This window comes from Thiobaca trueperi, from assembly GCF_004342175.1.
Classification (GTDB): domain Bacteria; phylum Pseudomonadota; class Gammaproteobacteria; order Chromatiales; family Chromatiaceae; genus Thiobaca; species Thiobaca trueperi.
Window position 1 is genome coordinate 195,621 of sequence record NZ_SMAO01000001.1, and the last position, 20,925, is coordinate 216,545.

The window sequence follows — 20,925 nt, forward strand, 5'->3', positions numbered from 1 at the left end:
CCACTCTTTATAGGAGCTTTCTATGTTGGCTGTTCAGCTACCGTCCGAGTTTGAGGAATGTCTGATCGATCTCGCTCAAGCTGCCGGACAAACCGAATCCGATTATGTGCTCGATGTGCTCTTGGAGCATTTGCATGATGCGCAGGCGCTGCGCATCGCTGAACAGCGCCTCCAGGATCTTCGGGACGGGCGTTCTGAGACCGTTCCCCTTGAGCAGGTCATGAGGGACTATGGCCTGGAGAATTGACTTTGAGCGCGGCGCTGAACGCGACCTGCGCAAACTCGATCCGCCAGTTGCCCGGCGGATCCTGTCGTTCCTGCATCAGCGCCTGGCGCTCCTCGACGATCCGCGCACTCTCGGCGAAGCCTTGCAGGGTTCCCGGCTCGGTGCCTTCTGGAAATACCGCGTTGGCGACTATCGTCTGGTTGCCACCATCCAGGACGATACCGTCTGCATTTTGATCCTTCAGGTCGGCCATCGGCGTGAGATTTATCGGGACCACTGAGGGGGAGATCGGAGGTTTGGGGTGAGTCATTTGCGAAGTCTGCGTTTTTGACTCAGACCCATGTTGCATTTGCGAAGTCTGCGTTTTTGCAACATCCAGCAGGAAGGGCGACCAACCATCGTCACCGGAGATCGGCGGTTTGGGGTCTTGTACCATTTGCGCAGTCTGCGTTTTTGATACAGACAACACGCGGTTGACGGTCATCGGAGAAACGCCAACCAACTTGGCGAGTGGCTCTTCGGGTCGTTGCGCCCTACCCTTCTTCTTGCTTACTGGACATCGAAACCGCTTCGGCAGCTTCGTACAAAGTTCTGGGTGTCTGCGTCAATGCTTGCTCCATCTCACATGCGACACAGTACTTATCCAGGATTTCGAAGAGGGGTTCTTGCTTTTCTTCTGGTAGTTCACTGACCCTATTGAAGATCAGGCTGAGGACCGCGCCTGATTTGGTCCCTGGCGTTGGGTTCATTAGCAAGGCATTGGCTGTACATCCGAAGGCGTCGATGAGTTTGTAGACGGTCGATATTTTCAGATCGCCTTGGTCTTGTTCGATGCGCGACAGGTGCTGTATTCGGATCCCGGAGTATTCTGACAGTTGAGCTTGGCTCCATCCTTTGCTGTGTCGCAAGCTGCGTACATTTTCCCCTAACGACATCGTTTCGATCCTCGACCAGGTTGAGATAGCCAGTCTTTGAAGCATAAACGGTCATTTTGACATCCCCAGTTGAAGTCAACTTGCGAGTTGATATACAGTCAACTCTAACGAGGGTTGACACGGGGATGTTCATGGCGCGATCACTTAGACATTATGCGCAATCCGATCAGGGGCCAAAATCGGCTCCCCGATGGTAACCCCGATCCCACTGCGCTGCGCTTGCTGGCGATCCTGGCCGGCTTTGTACCGTGGTCCGGCTGGCACGGTTGGGAAGTCCACAACGGCTATCTGTTTCCGCCTGGTTATGTTCGTGGCGGGATCCTGCCGTCTGAGTTCTTCGCCCTGGTCTTCTACCGCCAGCAGGTCAGCGAGTACCAGCGCCTCCATGCCCAACTGAAAGCCCGCGTCCAGCTCCTGGAGGCGCAGTTGGCCGGTCATCAGCCCCTGGAGCGTGAGGCGGCCTTACAGGCCCGCGTGCAGGCGCTGGGCGTGCAGATCCAGGCGCTGGGCACGGAACTGGCCGGGCTGGTGGCCGTGCCGGATGGGTCGGCGCATGGCTGACCGGATGCGCGGCGGGTTGAATTCGGCGGGCGGCGAAGCCGTCCCGCCTGGGCTTGTCTCTTGCTCAACAAGTGACAAGCCCCCGGAGCGGATGCGTTCGGCGGTGCTGACGGCGTCGTCTCTCGTCTCCAACCGTCTGGGCGCCAGCGGGCGATGCCTTTGATCTGCGTCAGGTCTCGGGGCCGGTCAAATACATATAAAAATAAATAATTGTTTTTATTGGATTATTTTTTCAGGAATTGCTGATCAAACCTGCCCATAATTTTCACGATGCCCCATCCAGCGTGCAATCAGCGGCGTGGCCGACTCGGGCGCATGCGCCAGGATGAGGTCGGCTGCCCGCTGCGCCGCTGGTACCAGGCTCTGATCGCGCAGCGGATCAGCGATGCGGAACTGAACCGATCCGGTCTGGCGCGTGCCCAGTACCTCGCCGGCACCGCGCAGCAGCAGATCGCGTTCGGCGATCTCGAAACCGCTGGTGGTCGAGCGGATGATGCCCAGCCGCTCGTGGGCAACCTCTGACAGCGGGGCATGATACAGCAGCAGGCAATGACTCTCGACCGGGCCACGTCCGACCCGTCCGCGCAATTGATGGAGCTGGGCCAGTCCGAGCCGTTCGGGGTTCTCGATGATCATCAGGCTGGCATTGGGGACATCCACTCCGACCTCAATGACGGTCGTCGCCACCAGCAGACCCAGCTCGCCGCTGGCGAATCCGGCCATGACCGCCTCGCGCTCCGCTGCCTTGAGCCGACCGTGCACTAGCCCGACTCCCACCCCCGGCAACCGCTCGCTCAACTGGCGTGCGGTCTCCTCGGCGGCCTGACATTCCAGCACCTCGGATTCCTCGATCAGGGTGCAGACCCAATAGGCCTGACGCCCCTGCTCGCACGCCTTGAGCACCCGTGAGATGACCTCGTCGCGGCGGGTGTCGGAGACCGCGACCGTGGTGATGGGCGTGCGCCCCGGCGGCAGGCTGTCGATGACCGAGAGATCCAGATCCGCATAGAGCGTCATTGCCAGCGAACGTGGAATGGGAGTCGCGGTCATGATGAGCTGATGCGGCGCGCCCCCGGACTGTCCGCCCTTTTCGCGCAGTTTCATCCGCTGATGGACGCCGAAACGGTGCTGTTCGTCGATGATGACCAGTCCCAGATCGCGGAACTCCACATCGTCCTGAAAGAGCGCATGGGTGCCGATCGCCAGCCGCGCCTGACCGGAGGCGATGGCATCAAGCAGTTCAGCCCGCTCGCGGCCTTTGTGCCGTCCGGCAAGCCAGAGCGGTTCGACGCCGAGCGGCTTGAGCCACGCACTCAGACTGCGATGATGCTGCTCGGACAGCAGTTCGGTGGGTGCCATCAAGGCCGTCTGGCGACCGGCTTCGAGCGATTGCAGGGCGGCAAGCGCCGCCACGATGGTCTTGCCGGCACCGACATCGCCCTGCAACAGACGCTGCATGGGTCGATCCTGGAGCAGATCCGCTGCGATCTCGGATACCACCCGCTCCTGTGCCGGGGTGAGCCGGAACGGCAGGGCTGCACGCAGCCGCTGGCGCAGGTCGCCATCGCCGGCCAGCACCGGGGCCATGACCGCCCGCTGCGCGGTGCGCATCCGTCGCAGACTCACCTGATGCGCCACCAGTTCCTCGAAGGCCAGACGCAGAAAGGCCGGATGACGGCGTTCCTGGAGATCGGTCAGACTCGTCTCCAGCGGTGGGTGATGCAGATAGTGCAGCGCCTCGACCAGACCCGGCAGATTCAGCGGCGCGAGGATCTCGGCGGACAGATAGTCGGCGGGCGGGAGATGCCCCAGCCATTCCAGCGCCTGATCCATGAGTCCGCGCCAGGCCGATTGCTGCAAGCCTTCGGTGGACGGATAGATGGGCGTCAGACGCGACTCGGTCTCCGCCGATGCATCGTTCTGTAAACGGTATTCGGGATGCACCATCTCCAGCGAATTCGGACCCTGCCGGACCTCGCCATAACAGCGCACCCGTGCGCCTGCCTTGAAGGCCGTCACCTGCTGCGGCGAAAAATGGAAAAAGCGCAGCAGGATGCCACCGATGGGGCCGTCGCCGATCCAGACCTTGAGCGAGCGCCGTCGCCCGACGGCGATATTGGCCTCGCAGACCTCGCCCTCGACCAGTGCATCCTCGCCCACGCGCAGCTCGCGGATCGGCACCAGCCGGGTGCGGTCCTGATAGCGCACGGGCAGATGAAAGAGCAGATCCTGCACCGTGCGGATGCCGAGCCGGTCGAGACGCTCGGCGATGCGCGGGCCGACCCGCTTCAGGTGCGTGACCGGGATCTGTTCCAGCGATTGGAAAGATGGCGCATGCTCCGGGGCCATCTGCGCAGGAGCCATGTGTACCGGCATTTGCGGATCTGGTCTAATGGCTGTGATCGCTACCGCCTCCCGAGGATTGCCACGATGATCGTCCAGCAGACCCTGTCCATTCGCACCGAGGGGCGCGGCACTTACGACATCACGCGCGAGGTGCAGCGACAGGTGCGCGAATCCGGCGTCAGGCTCGGTCTCTGTCATGTTTTCGTCCATCACACCAGTGCCTCGCTCGTGTTGTGTGAGAACGCCGATCCCAGCGTGCGCCGCGATCTCGAAGCCTTTCTGTCCCGACTGGTGCCGGACGGCGACCGGCTCTTCTCACATACCGATGAAGGACCGGACGACATGCCGGCCCATCTGCGCGCCATCCTCACCAACATGGATTTGACCGTGCCGGTGCGCGACGGTCAGTGCCTGCTCGGCACCTGGCAGGGGATCTATCTCTACGAGCACCGCGCCCGCCACCAGCAACGCCGCGTCACCCTGACCATCAACGGCGAGTCAGTGCAGAATACATAACTCAAATAGACAGGATTAACAGGATTTTCCAGGATAGACAGGATCTTGCAGGTTATTTTTTAATCCTGTGAATCTTGAATCATCCTGTTAATCCTGTCCATTGACGGACTTTCAAACGGGTAGCCGCTTTCCTGCAAGACGTCTTAATCAGACGCCGACAGCCGCACTCCACCCTTGCGCGCACGGATCGCCTGCGCCAGTTGGTGCACCGCCATCGCGTAGTAGGTGCTGTGGTTGTAACGGGTGATGACATAGAAATTCGGCAGTCCCAGCCAGTATTCGTAACCGCCTTTGGCGTCCAGTTGCAGCAGGCTGACCTGAGTGACGCCGCCGAGCGAACCGGCTGGCGTGATGCCCTTTGCCGCCAGCTCGTTGACTCCATAGCGAGTGTCGAAGCCCGTTTTCAGCCGACCGGCATTGGATCCCGGCTGAACCTGCGCCCGTACCGCCACCGCCTGGCCGGCCTGCCAGCCGTGCCCCTTGAAATAATTGGCGACGCTGCCGATGGCGTCCGCCGGATCCCAGAGATTGCGATGACCGTCGCCGGTGAGATCCACCGCGTACTTGTGGAAACTCGATGGCATGAATTGCCCCAGTCCCATGGCCCCGGCGAATGAGCCGCGCGGCTGGAAGGGATCGACACCCTCGTCGCGGGTCATGATGAGATAGGCTTCCAGCTCGCTGGCAAAATAATCGGCGCGACGGGGATAGGCGAAGGCGAGCGTGGCCAGGGCGTCGATGATGCGCGTTTTGCCGACGAAACCGCCGAAACGGGTCTCGACACCGATGATGGCGATCACATATTCAGGCGGCACCCCATAGCGGGACTGGGCCTGCTGAAGCGCCGCCTGATTGCGCTGCCAGAAAGCGACGCCGTTGCCGATGGTGTCATCGGTCAGGAATTTGGCGCGATAGCGGGTCCAGGCTCCATTCGGCCCCGTGCTCCGGCTCGGAGCCTGCTGATTCATCAGGTCGATGATCGACTGTTTGCGCTGGGCGCGTGAAATGACGGCGGCCGTTTCGGTGGGATTGAAGCCATGCTGCTGCGCCATCCGCTGCACAAAACGCTTCGCCTCGGGCGAGCCGGCAAAATCGCCGCTGATCTGGACGTTGATCGCCGCCCCGGAATCCCTGGGCGGATTGGAACTACAGCCCGCCAGAAACAGGAGTTGAATGACAAGGACACAGAGCAAGGGGGCGCGCATGATTCATCTTCGACAATTTGATGAGTTGGACCAATATAGTAAGGCAGATTTTCAAGAGTGCAAACCAAGTGGCTAATCAATCTGCCAATTCATCCAATTTTGCCCGGCGGTCCAATGCACCGGTCTCAGTCACCAAGGACCATGATGGCGTCCATCTCCACCCCCGCGCCTTTGGGCAGGGCCGCAACCCCAATGGCGGCGCGAGCCGGATACGGCTCATCGAAATACTCGCTCATGACCTGATTGACCAATGGAAAATGACCGAGATCGGTCAGAAAGACATTGAGTTTGACGATGTCAGCCAACCCGCCATTGGCGGCCTGTGCCACCGCGCGCAGATTCTCGACCACACGCCGGATCTGCGCCTCCATATCGCCTGCAACCAGCTCCATGGTCTCCGGCACCAATGGAATCTGTCCGGACAGATAAACGGTATTTCCAACCCGGATGGCCTGAGAGTAGGTTCCAATCGCCTGGGGTGCCTGGTCGGTACGAATGACATGTCTGGTCATGTGTTTACCTCGTTTTACAGTGGGTTCTTTTTGCTGTCTCAGGCGGGGCATGGCCGGAATAGCGGCCAGGATTCGGCGGATCAGGGACGGGCGGTGCAGTCGCCATCACGGCACTGCACCCGGATCTCAGAACCCTTCCGGCAAAAGACACGATGGTGCTCCCAACCCTGGCCGCTGGCCTCCAGTTGAGTCGATCGCTCGGTCAGCTCGCAGCCGCGACTCTGGGCATAACGCTCGGCGGCATAGGCCCAGACGCCGACCGGTTCTGATGTCATCGGGCCGGTGAGCGGGGCGAGACGTCCCATGTTGACGGCGTCCTGAGCGGAAGACGGCGCGGCCGGGCTGGCGCGCTGCGCGTCCCATCTGGCCCGCAGTGACGAGAGCGCGTTGGTCAGATTGTCGGCGTAACGTCCCGTGACATCGGTCATCCATTCGGCATCCGTTGCCGGGCTCTCGACCTCCTCGGCACGCAGCGAGACCCGGATGCCCGCCGATTCCTCGGCAAAATCAGCGAAGATGCGCAGCAGACGCTGCGCGACCATGACGCCATCGACATCCTCGCCTTCGAGGACCTGCTCGAACACGGCGGTAGTCGAGGTGACGGATGGAATGCTCCAGCCCCGGCTGGCGGCGATCTCGACGGTGAAGGCGCGGGCATCGCTCAAGGCGGCATCGAAAAGGAGCACCCCCGGCACCTGTCGGGCCTGCACGGCCGTCAGGTTGAACAACAGCCATCCAGCCGCAAGACAGGGTAACCAGACCGCGCCTGATTGACCCGGCACGGATCGGCGCGATGGACTGACCATCGCGCCACTGAGGTTAGAGCAGTCCTTTACAGGTTCCATTCTGACATTTGACCAGAACGCTGTCGGTGCCGGTACAGGAGATCTTGTGCACCTCGCCATCCTTGCGCGACTCGATCAACTGCGTGCCCTTGCCCGAGACCTTGCAACCCTTTTGACGCGCATATTTTTCGGCGGCGGCGCTCCAGTTGGCTTTTTTGGCGGCTGGCGTCGCAGCGGTTGCGGGCTTGGCGGCGGCAGTCTTGGCGGCTGGCGCTTTGGCGACCGTGGCCGGAGCAGTCGATGCCTTGGCCGCCGGCGTTTTGGCGGTCTGCGTTTTGGCCGCCGGTGCTGATGGTTTGGCTGCCGGCGCCTTGGCCGCTGCCGTTGCGGCAGACTTGGTTGCCGGTGTTTTAGCGACCGTTGCCGGAGCCGCCGGAGGCTTGGCAGTCGAGACCTTGACCGCTGATGCCGGAGCCGCCGGTTTGGCCGCCGGGGCACGAACGGCCGGAAGCGCCATCATGCTCGTCTGCGACGCACGGCTGGCCGGCGTGGTCTGGCTGCGTGACGAACTGGCGTCAACGACCGGCGCCCCACCCGATGAGAGTCGGCGCGGCTCCGGCGCCGGGCGGGCGGGTTCAGGTGCGCGCTGCACCGGTTGCGGGGGAGATACCGCCAACGGGACTGGAGGCGTCTGAGCAATCAGAGCCGGTTGTTGCGCGCTGTCCGTGTCGATCTCCGCTGTCATCTGATTGGCAGCATCCCCATCTGTCGTGGTGCTGGTCATGCCCTTGTCATCGCTCCAAGGGTCTTTCCAGCCTCCCTCAGGGGGTGCTGCACGCGCCAGCCGCCCGCGATGCTGAGACCAGGCATCGCGCAGCGAAACCAGCGATTGTGTCAGGGGCTCGTGGAAGTTATCCGTGTAATCGATGCGTGTCGGCGCCGGCTGGCCAGGCATCTGAGAGACCAATTCAGCCTTGGTCGCGACATTGACCCCGCCAGACTGATCGATAAAGAAGGAGGTGACTTCCATGAGCGTGCCGGGTGACACGGGGACATTGGACGGGAGCCCTGCCAGCGTGCTCGCGTCGAGCGGACGCTGGACGATGAGGCGATCCGGCGTGGATTGGGACATGATCCAGCCTTTGCTGCGCGCCGCACCCATCGCCAGCGCCTTCACCTCGGCAGTGCTTGCGCCTGACAGCATCATTTGTGGCAGATTGCTGATATCCATCTGCGCGGCCGCCACCGGGGCGGCAGGACTGTCAGGACGGGTCGCCCCCCCTGCACAACCTTCAAGCAGCGTGCTGATCGCCGCCAGACAACAGACGGAGGCCAATAGACGTACCTTCACACCAAAATCCTCTCAACAGAAAACAGATCGCAGAAACGCGCAATGAATGCGCGGGATGCTAGCACATAGCGGTCGCGACAGGCGTCCCGACAAAAACATTGAATTGCATTAATAAATCCTTATTATTCAGAATAATCCACTGCGATATAATCGTGATCCAAACCCAGTGCCGACTGTCTTGCACGCCTTCCGGGAAACGCCATGACTCATCAGCCCGATATCGATCCGCAGGAAACGCAGGAATGGCTCGACTCGCTCGACGCCGTGCTGGAAAACGAGGGTATCGAGCGCGCCCATTTTCTGCTGGAGCGCCTGATCGACAAGGCGCGCCGCTCGGGCGCCTATCTGCCCTACAGCGCCAAAACCGCCTATCTGAACACCATTCCGGTACAGCGCGAACAGCCCTTTCCAGGCGATCTGGCCATGGAGCGGCGCATCCGTTCCTTCGCGCGGTGGAACGCGATGGCGATGGTGGTTCAGGCCAACCGGATCGCGTCCGAGCTGGGCGGACACATCGCCAGCTTCGCCTCCTCGGCAACCCTGGTCGATGTCGCCTATAACCATTTTCTGCATGCGCGCACCCCGGATCACGGCGGCGATCTGGTCTTTTTCCAGGGTCATGCCGCGCCCGGCATCTATGCCCGCGCCTTTCTCGAAGGTCGTCTCAGCGAGGAGCAGCTCCACAACTTCCGTCAGGAGGTCGATGGCAACGGACTGCCTTCCTATCCGCATCCCTGGCTGATGCCCGGCTTCTGGCAGTTCCCGACGGTGTCGATGGGGCTCGGCCCCATCATGGCGATCTATCAGGCGCGTTTCATGCACTATCTGCGTGACCGGGGACTGGCGGACACCACCGGACGCAAGGTCTGGGCCTTTCTCGGCGACGGCGAGATGGACGAGCCGGAATCGCTCGGCGCCATCTCGCTCGCCGCGCGCGAGCGGCTGGACAATCTGGTGTTCGTGGTCAACTGCAACCTGCAACGGCTCGACGGCCCGGTGCGCGGCAACGGCAAGATCATCCAGGAACTGGAATCGGTGTTCCGTGGTGCCGGCTGGAATGTCATCAAGGTCGTCTGGGGGCGCTACTGGGATCCACTCCTGGCGCGTGACAAACAGGGACTGCTGCTCAAACGCATGGAGGAATGTCTCGACGGCGATTATCAGGCGTACAAGGCCAAGGGCGGCGCCTACACCCGCGAGCATTTTTTCGGCAAATATCCCGAACTCCGCGACATGGTCGCCAACATGAGCGACGACGACATCTGGCGACTCAATCGCGGCGGTCACGATCCCATCAAGATGTTCAACGCCTACGCCGCCGCCATGGCGACCGTCGGCCAGCCGACCGTGATCCTCGCCAAGACGGTCAAGGGCTACGGCATGGGTGTGGCCGGCGAGGGCATGAACATCACCCACTCGCAGAAGAAAATGGGCGAGGCCCATCTCAAGGCGTTCCGCGACCGCTTCAATATTCCCATCTCGGACGACCAGATCGGCGCCGCGCCCTTCTACAAGCCCGACCCCGACAGCGCGGAATGCCGCTATCTGCACGCGGCCCGCGAGCGGCTCGGCGGCTTTCTCCCGGCCCGTCACGACGAGGCGCCGCCGCTGGAGATCCCGCCGCTCGCTGCCTTCCACGCCCTGCTGGAGGGCAGCGGCGACAAGGAGATGTCCACCACCATGGCCTTCGTGCGCCTGCTGACGACCCTCATTCGCGACCCGGCCATCGGTCAATCCGTCGTCCCCATTGTTCCCGACGAGGCCCGTACCTTCGGCATGGAAGGCATGTTCCGCCAGCTCGGTATCTATGCCTCGCAGGGCCAGCTTTACGAGCCGGTGGACGCCGATCAGGTGATGTTTTACCGCGAGGACAAAAAGGGCCAGATCCTGGAGGAAGGCATCAACGAGGCCGGCGCCATGTCGTCTTGGATCGCCGCCGCCACGGCCTATGCCAATCATGGCCGGAGCATGATCCCCTTTTACATTTATTACTCCATGTTCGGCTTCCAGCGCATCGGTGATCTGGCCTGGGCGGCGGGCGACATGCAGGCGCGGGGCTTTCTCATCGGCGGCACCGCCGGACGCACCACGCTTGCCGGCGAAGGCTTGCAGCATCAGGATGGACACAGCCATATCCTGGCCTCGACCATCCCCAACTGTGTCGCCTATGACCCCGCCTATGCCTACGAGCTGGCGGTCATCGTCCAGGACGGACTGCGCCGCATGTACCGGGAGAAGGAAAACGTCTTCTATTACATCACCACGATGAACGAGAACTATGCCCAGCCGGCAATGCCTGAAGGCAGTCGGGACGGCATCCTCAGAGGACTGTATCCCGTCCAGCGTCATGGCGAAGAGCATGCTCTGCATGTCCAGTTGCTCGGCGCCGGCACCATCCTGCGCGAGGTGCTCGCCGCCGCCGAACTGCTGGAGCAGGATTTCGCGGTCGGCTCGACGGTCTGGAGTGTCACCAGTTTCAACGAACTGCGGCGCGAGTGCATCGACGTGGAACGCTGGAACCGTCTGCATCCCGAGCAGACACCGCGCACCACTTATGTCGAACAGCAGTTGACCGGCACGCGCGGCCCCATCATCGCGGCGACCGACTATATGCGTCTCTATGCCGAGCAGATCCGACCCGCCGTCCCGCGCCCTTATCTGGTGCTGGGCACCGACGGTTTCGGGCGCAGCGACCGGCGCAGTCAGCTCCGGAAATTCTTCGAGGTCAACCGCTATCACATCGCCGTCGCCGCGCTCAAGGCGCTCGCCGACGAGGGCGGGATTCCGGCATCGATGGTGACGGAGGCCATCGCCAAATACGGCATCGACCCGGATTTGCCTAACCCGACGACGGTTTGAACGCCAGTTGGCAGTTCTCTGGTCACGAAGCTCCGGCTTCGTGACCTCAGCAATGAAGCTCTGCTTCACGAAACCGCAGCGTCGAACCTTCGCCTGGATCGATCTGAGCACTCCTCGGATTCTCGAAGCGGAGCTTCATATCACGGGTGACGAAGCCACAGCTTCGTCACCAGCTAAACGCAGGAGACATCGCGCGTGGCCACTCTCGAAGACATCCTCTTGCCCGACATCGGTGACTTCTCCAATGTCGAGATCATCGAGATCCTGGTCGCGCCCGGCGACCGGATCGAAACCGAACAACCGCTGCTGACCCTGGAGAGCGACAAGGCAACCATCGAGATCCCCGCCCCCCGACCGGGGACCATCCGGACGCTCAAGGTCAGGGTCGGCGACCGGGTCAGTCAGGGCTCGCCGCTGATGACCATCGAACCGGTCGTGGACAGCGGCGCACCGGTTGTCGATAACCCGCCAGTCGAGACCGCAACCCCGCTTGAGGCTGTGGCGGCGCCACCGAGCGAATCAGAACCGCCAGCCGCACTGCGCGCACCCGGCGAGTCCGAACCCAAACCGGCACCGATCCTGCCGCGCCCGGAAGACATGACCTCCATCGCACGCGGACGCACCCCGCACGCCAGCCCGGCGATCCGTCGCTTCGCGCGCGAACTCGGTGTCGATCTGGCTCAGGTCACGGGGTCTGGCCCCAAAGGTCGTATCCTCAAAGACGACGTGCAGGGCTTCGTCAAAATGGCGCTGACCCAGGGAACCGGCAGCGCATCGGGCAGCGCGTCCGCGACCGCCCTCCCCTTCGCGCTCCCGCCAGCACCCGAGGTCGATCACGCCCGCTTCGGCCCGGTCGAGATCCAGGAACTGTCGCGGATCAAAAAACTCAGCGGACGCCATCTGCACCGCTGCTGGCTCAGCGTGCCGCATGTCACCCAATTCGACGAGGCCGACATCACCGAGCTGGAAGCCTTCCGCAAGGGTCAGCAGGAGGCCGCCGCGAGCGAAGGGGTCAAACTCACCTTCCTGCCCTTTCTGCTCAAGGCCGTCGCCACCGCGCTCAACCGCATGCCGATCCTCAAGTCCTCGTTGACCGCCGATGGCGAGCGCATCGTGCTCAAGCACTTCACCCACATCGGCGTCGCCGTCGATACGCCCAACGGGCTGGTGGTGCCGGTCGTGCGCGACGTGGACCAGAAGAGCCTTTACGCCCTCGCCCGCGATCTGAGCGATCTCAGCACCAAGGCGCGCGACGGCAAACTGCTGCCGGGCGAGATGCAGGGCGGCTGCTTCACCGTCTCCAGTCTCGGCGGACTCGGCGGCACCGCCTTCACCCCCATCGTCAACGCCCCCGAGGTCGCCATCCTCGGCGTCTCGCGCTCGTCGATGAAACCCGTCTGGAACGGCCAGGAATTCGTCCCGCGTCTCATGCTGCCGCTCTCGCTCTCCTACGATCATCGCGTCGTCGATGGCGCCGACGGGGCGCGTTTCACCAGCCTGCTGGGTGGTCTGCTGGGGGATATCCGACGGTTGCTGCTCTGAAACCGCTGATCGTTTAGCATTGCACTCATCAACAGTCACCCAGCGTCGATTCAGACCCAGAGAGAAGCAGCACCCATGAGCGAGATGATCGAGGTCAAGATTCCGGACATCGGCGATTTCAAGGACGTGGAAATCATCGAAATATTGGTCTCACCCGGCGAGCGGGTGGAAAAGGAGACGCCGCTCATCACGCTGGAGAGCGACAAGGCGACCATGCCGATCCCCTCCCCCAGCGCCGGAACCGTCCAGTCGATCATGGTCACTGTGGGCATGAAGGTCTCGCAAGGCGATACGCTCCTGCGTCTGGAGACGGCGGACGCCGCCGGTCCTGCGACAGCGACAGCAACGCCCGCTGCCCGCGTGACGACCGATGATCTGGTCGCGGAAGTCGTGGTGCTCGGCGCCGGTCCCGGCGGCTACACCGCCGCCTTTCGCGCCGCCGATCTGGGCAAGGAGGTGATTCTGATCGAGCGTTATCCCACGCTCGGCGGGGCCTGTCTCAATGTCGGCTGCATCCCCTCCAAGGCACTGCTCCATACCGCCATGATCATGGAAGAGGTCAAAACGCTCGGCTCCATGGGCGTGACCTACGGCGAGCCCGAGATCGATCTGGACCGGATGCGTGCGGGCAAGGACAAGGTCGTCGCCCGGCTCACGGGCGGGCTTGCGGCGCTCGCCAAACAGCGCAAGGTCCAGGTGGTTCAGGGCACCGGACGTTTCGAGTCGTCCAATCGTCTCACCGTCGAGACCCCTGACGGCTCTGTCGGGATTCGCTTCGATCATTGCATCATCGCCTGCGGCTCCTCGCCCATGACCATTCCCGGTTTTCCGCACGAGGATCCGCGCGTCATGGACTCGACCAATGCCCTCGCCCTGGCTGACATCCCGGCGCGGATGCTCATCGTCGGCGGCGGCATCATCGGTCTGGAGATGGCGAGCGTCTACAGCGCGCTCGGCTCGCGCATCGACGTGGTCGAGCTGAAGGAGCAACTGATGCCGGGCACGGATCTCGATCTGGTCCGCTGTGTCGAGAAGATCATCAAGAAACGCTACGACCGGATCATGCTGGAAACCAGGGTCGAGCGCATGAGCGCCGAACCCGACGGCATCCGGGTCGTTTTCACCGGCAAGCATCCCGGCGAAGAGCTCTACGACAGCGTGCTGGTCGCGGTCGGGCGTCTGCCCAACGGCAAACTCATCCATGCCGAGGCCGCCGGGGTCCAGGTCGATCAGCACGGTTTCATCAAGGTCGATGCCCATCAGCGCACCAATGTGCCACATATCTTCGCCATCGGGGATGTGGTCGGCGGTCCCATGCTCGCCCACAAGGCCACCCATGAGGCCAAGGTCGCCGCCGAGGTCATCGCCGGGCTGCCCACGCGCTTCGATCCGCTCACCATCCCCTCGGTCGCCTACACCGACCCCGAGGTCGCCTGGATGGGCCTCACCGAGACCAAGGCCAAGGAAAAGGGCATCCCTTACGAGAAAGGCGTCTTTCCCTGGGCCGCCAGCGGACGCGCGCTCGGCATCCACCGCGAAGAGGGGCTGACCAAGCTGCTCTTCGACCCTGAGACCAAGCGCATTCTGGGTGCTGGCATCGTCGGCCCCAACGCGGGCGAACTCATTGGTGAAACCGTGCTGGCGCTGGAGATGGGCGCGGACATGGAAGACATCGGACTCACCATCCATCCGCACCCGACCCTCAACGAGACCATCGGGCTGGCGGCTGAAATGGCGCATGGATCCATTACGGATCTGATGCCGCCCAGGAAGCATTGATCATCCCGGTTCATGGCCGGCGGATCGGACGCCGGCCAGGATGCGGATATCAGTCCACGGGGAATCTCAATCCACTGAAGCCAAACGCCCCGCCATATCGGCCTTGCGCGCGATCATCTTCTCGGCCAGTGTGCGACTGCCGCCGTTATCGAGGATAACCTGACGAATCCGTGCGTCGGAAATCCGCACCACAACCCTGATGGCCTGCTCGATTTCAGCGGGGCACATGTCGGCGAAGAGCCTGACCGCGTGCGGATTGCCCTCGTCGCATCGCAGGACATCGAGCTCGTCCACGCGGGGGCCGAACGCCCGGCCTTTGGGATCACCCAGCGCCCGAAAGGCCAGGGCGCCGCCCAGATCGAGGGTCAGCACGGTTCCATTGACGACCCCCTGATTGTCCCCATCGAAACCGGCGGCGTCCCAATTGGCCGTCCAGGCATGCACGCCAAACCACTGCCGAGCCTGCCGGCGTTCGCTTTCGCTGAAGTGCGCGACTGACTTCCTGTCGAGCTGAAGCCATTCGGTTGCGATCTGGTCGGGCGCCGTGGTGGACACATAGGTCAGGGTCGGGGCGCCGGTCAGTTGGTAGAGCCGGGCGGCGATGATCTCATTGCGTGCATGCGCCGGAGATTCCAGGGTCTTGACGTAATAACGTCGCCCGCTCTCGTCTTGAAAAATCCCGGCAGGATTGGTGCCCAACTGACCGCCAACCCGCTGCATCCTGGCGGTATCGATCCGTGGCATGTCCGCGCTCATCGCGATTCTCCGCTCAGGGAATGGGCCGGGTTCGACGCACCACGGCAAGCTGCCCCGACGTTTCGATGGCCCCCTGGCGGACACGGCGAACGTCGCGGATCGCGTCCTCGGGATCCATGCCCAGTTCGACGAGCAGCCGCGCCGCGATCATGCCCGCCCGGCCCAGACCGCCCCGACAATGCACGAGCATGTCATCTCCATTGCGCAGCATCGCGCGGATCTCCTGACCCTGCACGGCCCACTGCTGCTCGAACGTCGCGCCTGGCACGGAGTAATCGGCAATCGGCAGATGACGCCACGCGATGCCCCGATTCTGGATTTCCTGACCGAGAGACGGCACCCTGAGCTCAGCCAGTTCCGCCGGCTCCACCAGTGTCAGCACCAGCTTCGCGCCCCAGGCGGCGATGGCGTCCACATCGATTTCGAGATCGCGTTCCCAGGCGCCAGTATGGGCAAAAGGGTCACACTTGCCCGGACAGAAGGTGATCCCGATCCGTCCATGCGACGGGCTCGCCCGGACTTCCGCGATCTGTAGAGGATGGGTCTGACTGGTCCGAGCCGCTGACATCGCGCAACTCCTAGCGGGAAATCCGTTCATTTCAACATAGAATCCAGGGCAAGACGAAACGGCCTGACATAATCACCCACTCTCGCGCGACCAGCCCCGGATCGCCGCGATCTCTCCGGCGTCGATGCCCAGCGAGACCAGAAACGCCTGATGGGCCTCGGGCGCCTGCTGCTCGAACTCCCGATGCCAGCGCTGCATGCCCGCCTCGTCCAGACCGGCGGCGCGTAACATCTCCACCCACAGCGCCTTGGTCACGACCGGGGCATCCAGGGTGAGCGGATCGGCCTGGAGGAGCTTGAGGATCAGCGCCTGCTGTTCGTGCAAGTGCTGGATCTCCTGGTTGATGGCGAACAGACGCTGCGCCAGCACGCCGCGCAGTCCCTCTCCTTCCTGGCGCAGGATCTGCTGGATCGCCTCCAGCGACAGCCCCGCCGCCCGGTAGTGGCGGATCTTGCTCAACCGTTCGAGATCCGTCCCGTTGTAAAGCCGATAGTTGCCGTTGGTGCGGCCGCTCGGTGTCAGCAGACCGATGCGGTCGTAGTAAAGAAGCGTGCCGCGCGCAAGCGTGAAGCGCCGGGCGAGCTGGCCGATGGTCCAGGTGTTGGTGGTCATGGGCTGAGATGCGTGTGGTGATGACGGACGACCGGCGGACGATCCCGTCCGCCGGATGGGTCAGATCAGATTAGATCAGCCCGCGCGGATTCGGCGGATCTCCGCCGCCGGGATACCGAGCCATTCGAGGAAGGCCTGATGCTGATCGGGATGGCGCGCCTCGAAGCACTGATGCCAGCGCTGCATCGTTGCGGCATCGAGTCCGATGGTCTCGAAGAGTGCGATCCACTGGTCTTTGGTCATGGTCGTCTGGGGCATGTGTCACTCCGTCTGTGGGTTGGTCAAACGTCCGCCGGGTGGCGAACGCTGGAGTGGAGCCTCAAGGATGTAGTGATGATCAGGTCAAGCGCGAAATGTCAGCGGCGAGATTGTGCGTGAGCGGGCCTATGCCAGCTTGCTGGGACACCGCTCAAGGCGTTACCGCACGGGCCGTGGACAAGTCGCCTCAATGGCGCCTTTCTCCGCACCCGCGCCATCGCAACCAGCCTGGGGCCGGACATCCAGGTCAATGCCGTCAGCCCCGACCGGCCCCAGGCAGAAGCAGGCCCGGCGCTCCCCGCTCACCGCCCGCTCGATCACGCCCAGCGCACCGTCGGGCAGCCGAAATCATCGCTGCGGTCGCCTTCCTCGCCAGCCCTTAGACCAGTTTCATCACCGTCCAGAACCTGGTGGTGGATGGAAACATGACGCGCACCATGTATTATGCGGAGTGAGCCGTCCGACGCGCCGCGACAGGGATGGTGGGGCGGGCCTCCCGAGGGCCGGCAGAGTCCGAGGCGTATCTGGCAGGAGTTTGGTCATAGCGATCAGTACCACACCGCAGGCGGCGGGCGATGCATCCCATCAGCTACCGCTCGGTTCATCAGACATACCAAGACCATTGCGACATCTAAGGTTCATGAAATCGGATAGATAGATGGCGCTTCAGATCACAGGTGCTTTGCAGACGCCATGGGTCTCGGCCCCGTGTGCCGCTTTATCTCCCACATCTCCGTCCACGACATTCAGCTTGGCAATACGTAAGCGAATCACCGCCCGTCAATCCCAGAAACCCGCCCCTCTTCATCAACCGCTACCATCACCCCACGGTGACACCTCCCGCCCCGGCCCACTATGATGCCGGACATGACCACTGCTGCGAGCCCTGCCATGCCCCCGTTGAACGGCGTCCTGCTGGACCTGGCCACCATCGACCAGGGTGATCTCGACCTGTCTTCCCTGGACCGTATCAATATCCACTGGCAGCGCCATGCCTATACCGAGCCCACCGACACGCTGGAGCGCATCCGCCACGCCCGGATCCTGGTGACCAACAAGGTGGCGCTGGATCGCCCCACTCTGGCCGGCGCCGAAGCGCTGCGGCTGGTCTGCATCGCCGCTACCGGCACCAACAACGTGGATCTGGAGGCGGCCCGCGCCTTGGGCATCGCCGTGACCAACGTGGTGCGCTATGCCACCCCGGCGGTGGTACAGCACGTCTTCGCCCTGATCCTCGCCCTCACCATCCGTCTGCCGAATTACCAGCGCGCGGTCTCGGCTGGCGCCTGGCAGCACCATGACCGCTTCTGTCTGATGGACTATCCGATTCGGGAACTCGCCGGGCGCAACCTGGGCATCGTCGGCTTCGGCGAGCTGGGTCAGGCGGTCGCACGGGTGGCCGAGGCCTTCGGTATGCGGATCCTCGTCGCCCAGCGTCCCGGCGGCCCGCCCCATGAGGGCCGGCTGTCGTTGGACGAGCTGCTGCCACAGGTGGATGTGCTGAGCCTGCACTGTCCACTCACGGAGGCGACGCGCGGGCTCATCGGCCTGCGGGAGCTGGGTCTGATGCGCCGCGACGCCCTGCTGATCAACACCGCCCGTGGCGGGATCGTCGATGAGCCGGCCCTGGCCGAGGCACTGCGCCGGGGCGTTATCGGTGGCGCCGGGATCGATGTATTGAGCCGCGAACCACCGCGCGAGGGCAATCCGCTGCTGGCCCCGGACATTCCCAACCTGATCGTCACCCCGCATACCGCCTGGGCCAGCCGCGAGGCCCGTCAGCGGGTGGTGGACGAGGTGGCGGCCAACATCGACGCCTTTCTGGCCGGACAGGCGCGCAATCGGGTGGACTGAAGCCGTGGGGATTGAGCCGTCGTTCGCTGAGGGTGATCCGGGCACCCTGCCCTGTTCGGTCAAGGCCGTCGGAGCGGATCGATCCGCTCTCCTGATGTGCAGACAGCAGATAACAACAGGCCGGGCACTGGGCCCGGCCTGTTCGCCGTCAGCCTGGCCTGATCAGGCCGCCGTCATCAAGCGGCTTGCGCCAGCTCGGTGGCAACATGCTCGATCGCGGGACTGGCGTCCGCGCTGCGGATGGTGATGCGACGGGGCTTCATCGCCTCCGGCACTTCACGCACCAGATCGATGTGCAGCAGCCCGTGCTCCAGTTTGGCCTCGACCACCTTGACGTAGTCGGCGAGCTGGAACTTGCGCTCGAAGCTGCGGTTGGCAATCCCGCGATAGAGGAAATTACCTTCGCTTTCCGTCACCTGGCGTTGACCAGAGACCGTGAGCAGGTTCTCTTTCGCTTCGATGTTGATTTCGTTCTCGCTGAAGCCGGCCACCGCCAGCGTGATGCGATACCGATTCTCGTCCTGCAACTCGACGTTGTAGGGCGGATAGCCGCCCGGCTCGCTACGATAGGCCGTCTCCAGCGCGTTGGCCAGACGATCGAAGCCGATCATGGAGCGGAACAGCGGTGAGAAGTCGAGCGTGGTCATGACATATCCTCCAATGAGCAATATGAACAGGGGTTTGGCGTTCGGTTGAACCGCCAGCGCACAGTCCCCGGATGGGCGACTGCTTGCGTTATGTAAAGTAGATCGGCATTAGCACTCTGTCAAGGGGAGTGCTAATTATTTTTTGCGGGGCGCTCGGACGGTGCCTTGGCCGATGGCGCCAGCCGTGCCTTCCGCTCCCCGCCAAAGTCCGCCAGACTCGATCCAAGCCATTGACAAATAATTTCTTTTCTTGCGGAGACCTGCGATGACGCAACCGACATTCCTGATGAATCGACGTACCCACCTGACCTGGACCCCTGTCCTTGAACCGCTGGCGCTGGAGACCGAGGACGGGGTGGAGCTTCCACTGTTCGGCTATGTCAGCGCCGGCCAGCCGATCGACGCGGTCGAAGAGCGCGAATGCGTGCGGGTGCCGCGTCACATGGTGCGCAAGAACAGCTATGCGCTGCGGGTGCGCGGCCACTCGATGGTGGACGATCAGATCCAGGACGGCGACATCATCGTCGTCGAGCAGCGCCAGACGGCCGAGAGCGGCGAGATGGTGGTCGCGCTGATCAACCACCAGCAGGTGACGCTCAAGCGTTTCTATGTCGAGGCCGACGGGATTCGCCTCCAGCCGGCGAATCCACAGATGGCTCCGATCTATCTGCGCCATGAGGAGATCGAGATCCTTGGCATCGTCTCGGGTGTGGTGCGTCTGGCCGAGTGAGCCCGGTCGGTCTGAGGCGCCGCTCCTGTCCCCGCTTGAATCTCTGGCCAACGCGCCCGACTTGTCCCCACAGGATCCATCCATCGACCGGAGAGTGCCGTGTCCGACATGCCCGTTGCCGTGATCACCGGGGCCAACCGTGGCCTGGGTTTTGAAACCAGCCGTCAGCTCGCCGCCCTGGGCTATCAGGTGCTTCTCACCGCCCGGCGTGAGCCCGAGGGTCGCGCCGCCGCCGAACGGCTGGCGGCCCTGGGACTGTCGGTCTGTTTTCATCCTCTGGATGTCACCGACGCCGCATCGATCCGCACCCTGGCGGAAAAGGTGCGCGGCATTGGCCGGCTTGAGGTGCTGGTCAACAACGCCGGGATGTTCACCGACCCCGCACCGGGCACCCCGGAGGCCAGCGTCTTCCGGGCCGACCTGGCGCGGATCCGTGAATCGTTCGAGACCAATGCCCTGGGGCCACTGCGGCTCTGTCAGGCGCTGATCCCGCTGATGGCGGGGCATGGGCGGGTGGTCAATGTCTCGTCGGGCATGGGTCAGCTCGACGAAATGAACGGCGGCTGCCCCGGCTATCGACTGTCCAAGGTCTCGCTCAACGCCCTGACCCGGATCCTCGCCGATGAGCTGCGCGGCACCGGCATCAAGGTCAACTCAGTCTGTCCCGGCTGGGTGCGTACCGACATGGGCGGAGACCACGCCGATCTGACGGTGGAAGAAGGCGCCCGGGGAATCGTCTGGGCCGCAACCCTCCCGAACGATGGACCGAGCGGCGGATTCTTTCGACATGGCGAGCCCATCGCCTGGTAGACCACCGCCCGGATCACAAGGATGCGGCGAGCCGCAAAGGATGCGCCTCGCGCATGTCTTCAGCCTGCATCCT

Annotated in this window: 21 protein-coding genes; 10 read left to right on the top strand and 11 right to left on the bottom strand. The window is 63.2% G+C overall.

Annotated elements, in window-relative coordinates:
- Positions 1 to 22 precede the first annotated feature (22 nt).
- Together relB and EDC35_RS00840 are read left to right on the top strand one after the other, a co-directional pair.
- Positions 23 to 247, top strand: a complete 225-nt coding sequence (gene relB / locus EDC35_RS00835) for a type II toxin-antitoxin system RelB family antitoxin (protein ID WP_132974949.1) — start codon at positions 23 to 25, stop codon at positions 245 to 247.
- The gene (locus tag EDC35_RS00840) at positions 231 to 506 is read left to right on the top strand and encodes a type II toxin-antitoxin system RelE family toxin (RefSeq protein WP_132974950.1); all 276 of its coding nucleotides are present in this window, start codon (positions 231 to 233) and stop codon (positions 504 to 506) included. Before relB ends, EDC35_RS00840 begins: the two co-directional genes overlap by 17 nt.
- A gap of 253 nt (positions 507 to 759) precedes the next feature.
- On the opposite strand, the gene EDC35_RS00845 is transcribed toward EDC35_RS00840, so the two are convergent.
- On the bottom strand, positions 760 to 1,206 hold the full coding sequence (locus EDC35_RS00845) for a helix-turn-helix domain-containing protein (RefSeq protein WP_132974951.1): 447 nt from the start codon (positions 1,204 to 1,206) through the stop codon (positions 760 to 762).
- 108 nt (positions 1,207 to 1,314) lie between these two features.
- On the opposite strand from EDC35_RS00845, the gene EDC35_RS00850 reads away from it, so the two are divergent.
- Positions 1,315 to 1,722, top strand: a complete 408-nt coding sequence (locus EDC35_RS00850) for a hypothetical protein (protein WP_132974952.1) — start codon at positions 1,315 to 1,317, stop codon at positions 1,720 to 1,722.
- 246 nt (positions 1,723 to 1,968) lie between these two features.
- On the opposite strand, the gene recG is transcribed toward EDC35_RS00850, so the two are convergent.
- On the bottom strand, positions 1,969 to 4,086 hold the full coding sequence (gene recG, locus EDC35_RS00855) for an ATP-dependent DNA helicase RecG (protein ID WP_243651354.1): 2,118 nt from the start codon (positions 4,084 to 4,086) through the stop codon (positions 1,969 to 1,971).
- 66 nt (positions 4,087 to 4,152) lie between these two features.
- Between recG and EDC35_RS00860 the strand changes: the two genes are divergently transcribed.
- Positions 4,153 to 4,584 (top strand): secondary thiamine-phosphate synthase enzyme YjbQ, encoded by a 432-nt coding sequence (locus tag EDC35_RS00860; RefSeq protein ID WP_132974953.1) that lies wholly within the window; start codon positions 4,153 to 4,155, stop codon positions 4,582 to 4,584.
- A 143-nt stretch (positions 4,585 to 4,727) separates the two neighbouring features.
- On the opposite strand, the gene mltB is transcribed toward EDC35_RS00860, so the two are convergent.
- The 4 genes from mltB to EDC35_RS00880 form a co-directional block, all read right to left on the bottom strand.
- Positions 4,728 to 5,789 (bottom strand): lytic murein transglycosylase B, encoded by a 1,062-nt coding sequence (gene mltB, locus EDC35_RS00865; RefSeq protein WP_132974954.1) that lies wholly within the window; start codon positions 5,787 to 5,789, stop codon positions 4,728 to 4,730.
- A gap of 125 nt (positions 5,790 to 5,914) precedes the next feature.
- Positions 5,915 to 6,301 (bottom strand): RidA family protein, encoded by a 387-nt coding sequence (locus tag EDC35_RS00870; RefSeq protein ID WP_132974955.1) that lies wholly within the window; start codon positions 6,299 to 6,301, stop codon positions 5,915 to 5,917.
- Between the two features lie 80 nt (positions 6,302 to 6,381).
- Positions 6,382 to 7,029, bottom strand: coding sequence for a hypothetical protein (locus tag EDC35_RS00875; RefSeq protein ID WP_243651355.1), 648 nt, complete (start codon positions 7,027 to 7,029; stop codon positions 6,382 to 6,384).
- A 91-nt stretch (positions 7,030 to 7,120) separates the two neighbouring features.
- Entirely contained in the window at positions 7,121 to 8,317 is a 1,197-nt protein-coding gene (locus EDC35_RS00880) for a hypothetical protein (protein ID WP_132974957.1), read from the bottom strand.
- Between the two features lie 321 nt (positions 8,318 to 8,638).
- Between EDC35_RS00880 and aceE the strand changes: the two genes are divergently transcribed.
- From aceE to lpdA, 3 genes are all read left to right on the top strand, one after another.
- The gene (gene aceE, locus EDC35_RS00885; RefSeq protein WP_132974958.1) at positions 8,639 to 11,296 is read left to right on the top strand and encodes a pyruvate dehydrogenase (acetyl-transferring), homodimeric type; all 2,658 of its coding nucleotides are present in this window, start codon (positions 8,639 to 8,641) and stop codon (positions 11,294 to 11,296) included.
- A 195-nt stretch (positions 11,297 to 11,491) separates the two neighbouring features.
- Positions 11,492 to 12,838 carry a dihydrolipoyllysine-residue acetyltransferase gene (aceF, locus tag EDC35_RS00890; RefSeq protein ID WP_132974959.1) on the top strand — a complete coding sequence of 449 codons (1,347 nt, stop codon included), beginning with the start codon at positions 11,492 to 11,494 and terminating at the stop codon, positions 12,836 to 12,838.
- A gap of 75 nt (positions 12,839 to 12,913) precedes the next feature.
- Complete coding sequence (gene lpdA / locus EDC35_RS00895; protein WP_132974960.1) at positions 12,914 to 14,617, top strand: dihydrolipoyl dehydrogenase; 1,704 nt, start codon at positions 12,914 to 12,916, stop codon at positions 14,615 to 14,617.
- 66 nt (positions 14,618 to 14,683) lie between these two features.
- Here lpdA and EDC35_RS00900 read toward each other — a convergent pair whose 3' ends face one another.
- The 4 genes from EDC35_RS00900 to EDC35_RS00915 all read right to left on the bottom strand — a co-directional run bounded on the left by EDC35_RS00900 (position 14,684) and on the right by EDC35_RS00915 (position 16,811).
- Complete coding sequence (locus EDC35_RS00900) at positions 14,684 to 15,373, bottom strand: hypothetical protein (protein ID WP_132974961.1); 690 nt, start codon at positions 15,371 to 15,373, stop codon at positions 14,684 to 14,686.
- Positions 15,374 to 15,386: 13 nt separating this feature from the next.
- A complete protein-coding gene (locus tag EDC35_RS00905) occupies positions 15,387 to 15,941 on the bottom strand; it encodes a cyclin-dependent kinase inhibitor 3 family protein (RefSeq protein WP_132974962.1) in 555 nt (184 codons plus the stop codon).
- A gap of 72 nt (positions 15,942 to 16,013) precedes the next feature.
- Positions 16,014 to 16,553: a MerR family transcriptional regulator gene (locus tag EDC35_RS00910; RefSeq protein ID WP_132974963.1), complete on the bottom strand. Its 540-nt coding sequence runs from the start codon at positions 16,551 to 16,553 to the stop codon at positions 16,014 to 16,016.
- A 75-nt stretch (positions 16,554 to 16,628) separates the two neighbouring features.
- On the bottom strand, positions 16,629 to 16,811 hold the full coding sequence (locus EDC35_RS00915; protein WP_132974964.1) for a MerR family transcriptional regulator: 183 nt from the start codon (positions 16,809 to 16,811) through the stop codon (positions 16,629 to 16,631).
- 891 nt (positions 16,812 to 17,702) lie between these two features.
- On the opposite strand from EDC35_RS00915, the gene EDC35_RS00920 reads away from it, so the two are divergent.
- Positions 17,703 to 18,665, top strand: coding sequence for a 2-hydroxyacid dehydrogenase (locus tag EDC35_RS00920; RefSeq protein ID WP_132974965.1), 963 nt, complete (start codon positions 17,703 to 17,705; stop codon positions 18,663 to 18,665).
- Between the two features lie 176 nt (positions 18,666 to 18,841).
- Here the strand turns inward: EDC35_RS00920 and EDC35_RS00925 are convergent, their stop codons facing one another.
- Positions 18,842 to 19,312, bottom strand: coding sequence for an Hsp20 family protein (locus EDC35_RS00925; protein WP_132974966.1), 471 nt, complete (start codon positions 19,310 to 19,312; stop codon positions 18,842 to 18,844).
- A 265-nt stretch (positions 19,313 to 19,577) separates the two neighbouring features.
- On the opposite strand from EDC35_RS00925, the gene lexA reads away from it, so the two are divergent.
- Both lexA and EDC35_RS00935 read left to right on the top strand, forming a co-directional pair.
- Positions 19,578 to 20,042: a transcriptional repressor LexA gene (gene lexA / locus EDC35_RS00930; RefSeq protein WP_132974967.1), complete on the top strand. Its 465-nt coding sequence runs from the start codon at positions 19,578 to 19,580 to the stop codon at positions 20,040 to 20,042.
- Positions 20,043 to 20,141: 99 nt separating this feature from the next.
- Positions 20,142 to 20,852 carry an SDR family NAD(P)-dependent oxidoreductase gene (locus EDC35_RS00935; RefSeq protein ID WP_132974968.1) on the top strand — a complete coding sequence of 237 codons (711 nt, stop codon included), beginning with the start codon at positions 20,142 to 20,144 and terminating at the stop codon, positions 20,850 to 20,852.
- The last annotated feature ends 73 nt before the right edge of the window (positions 20,853 to 20,925 follow it).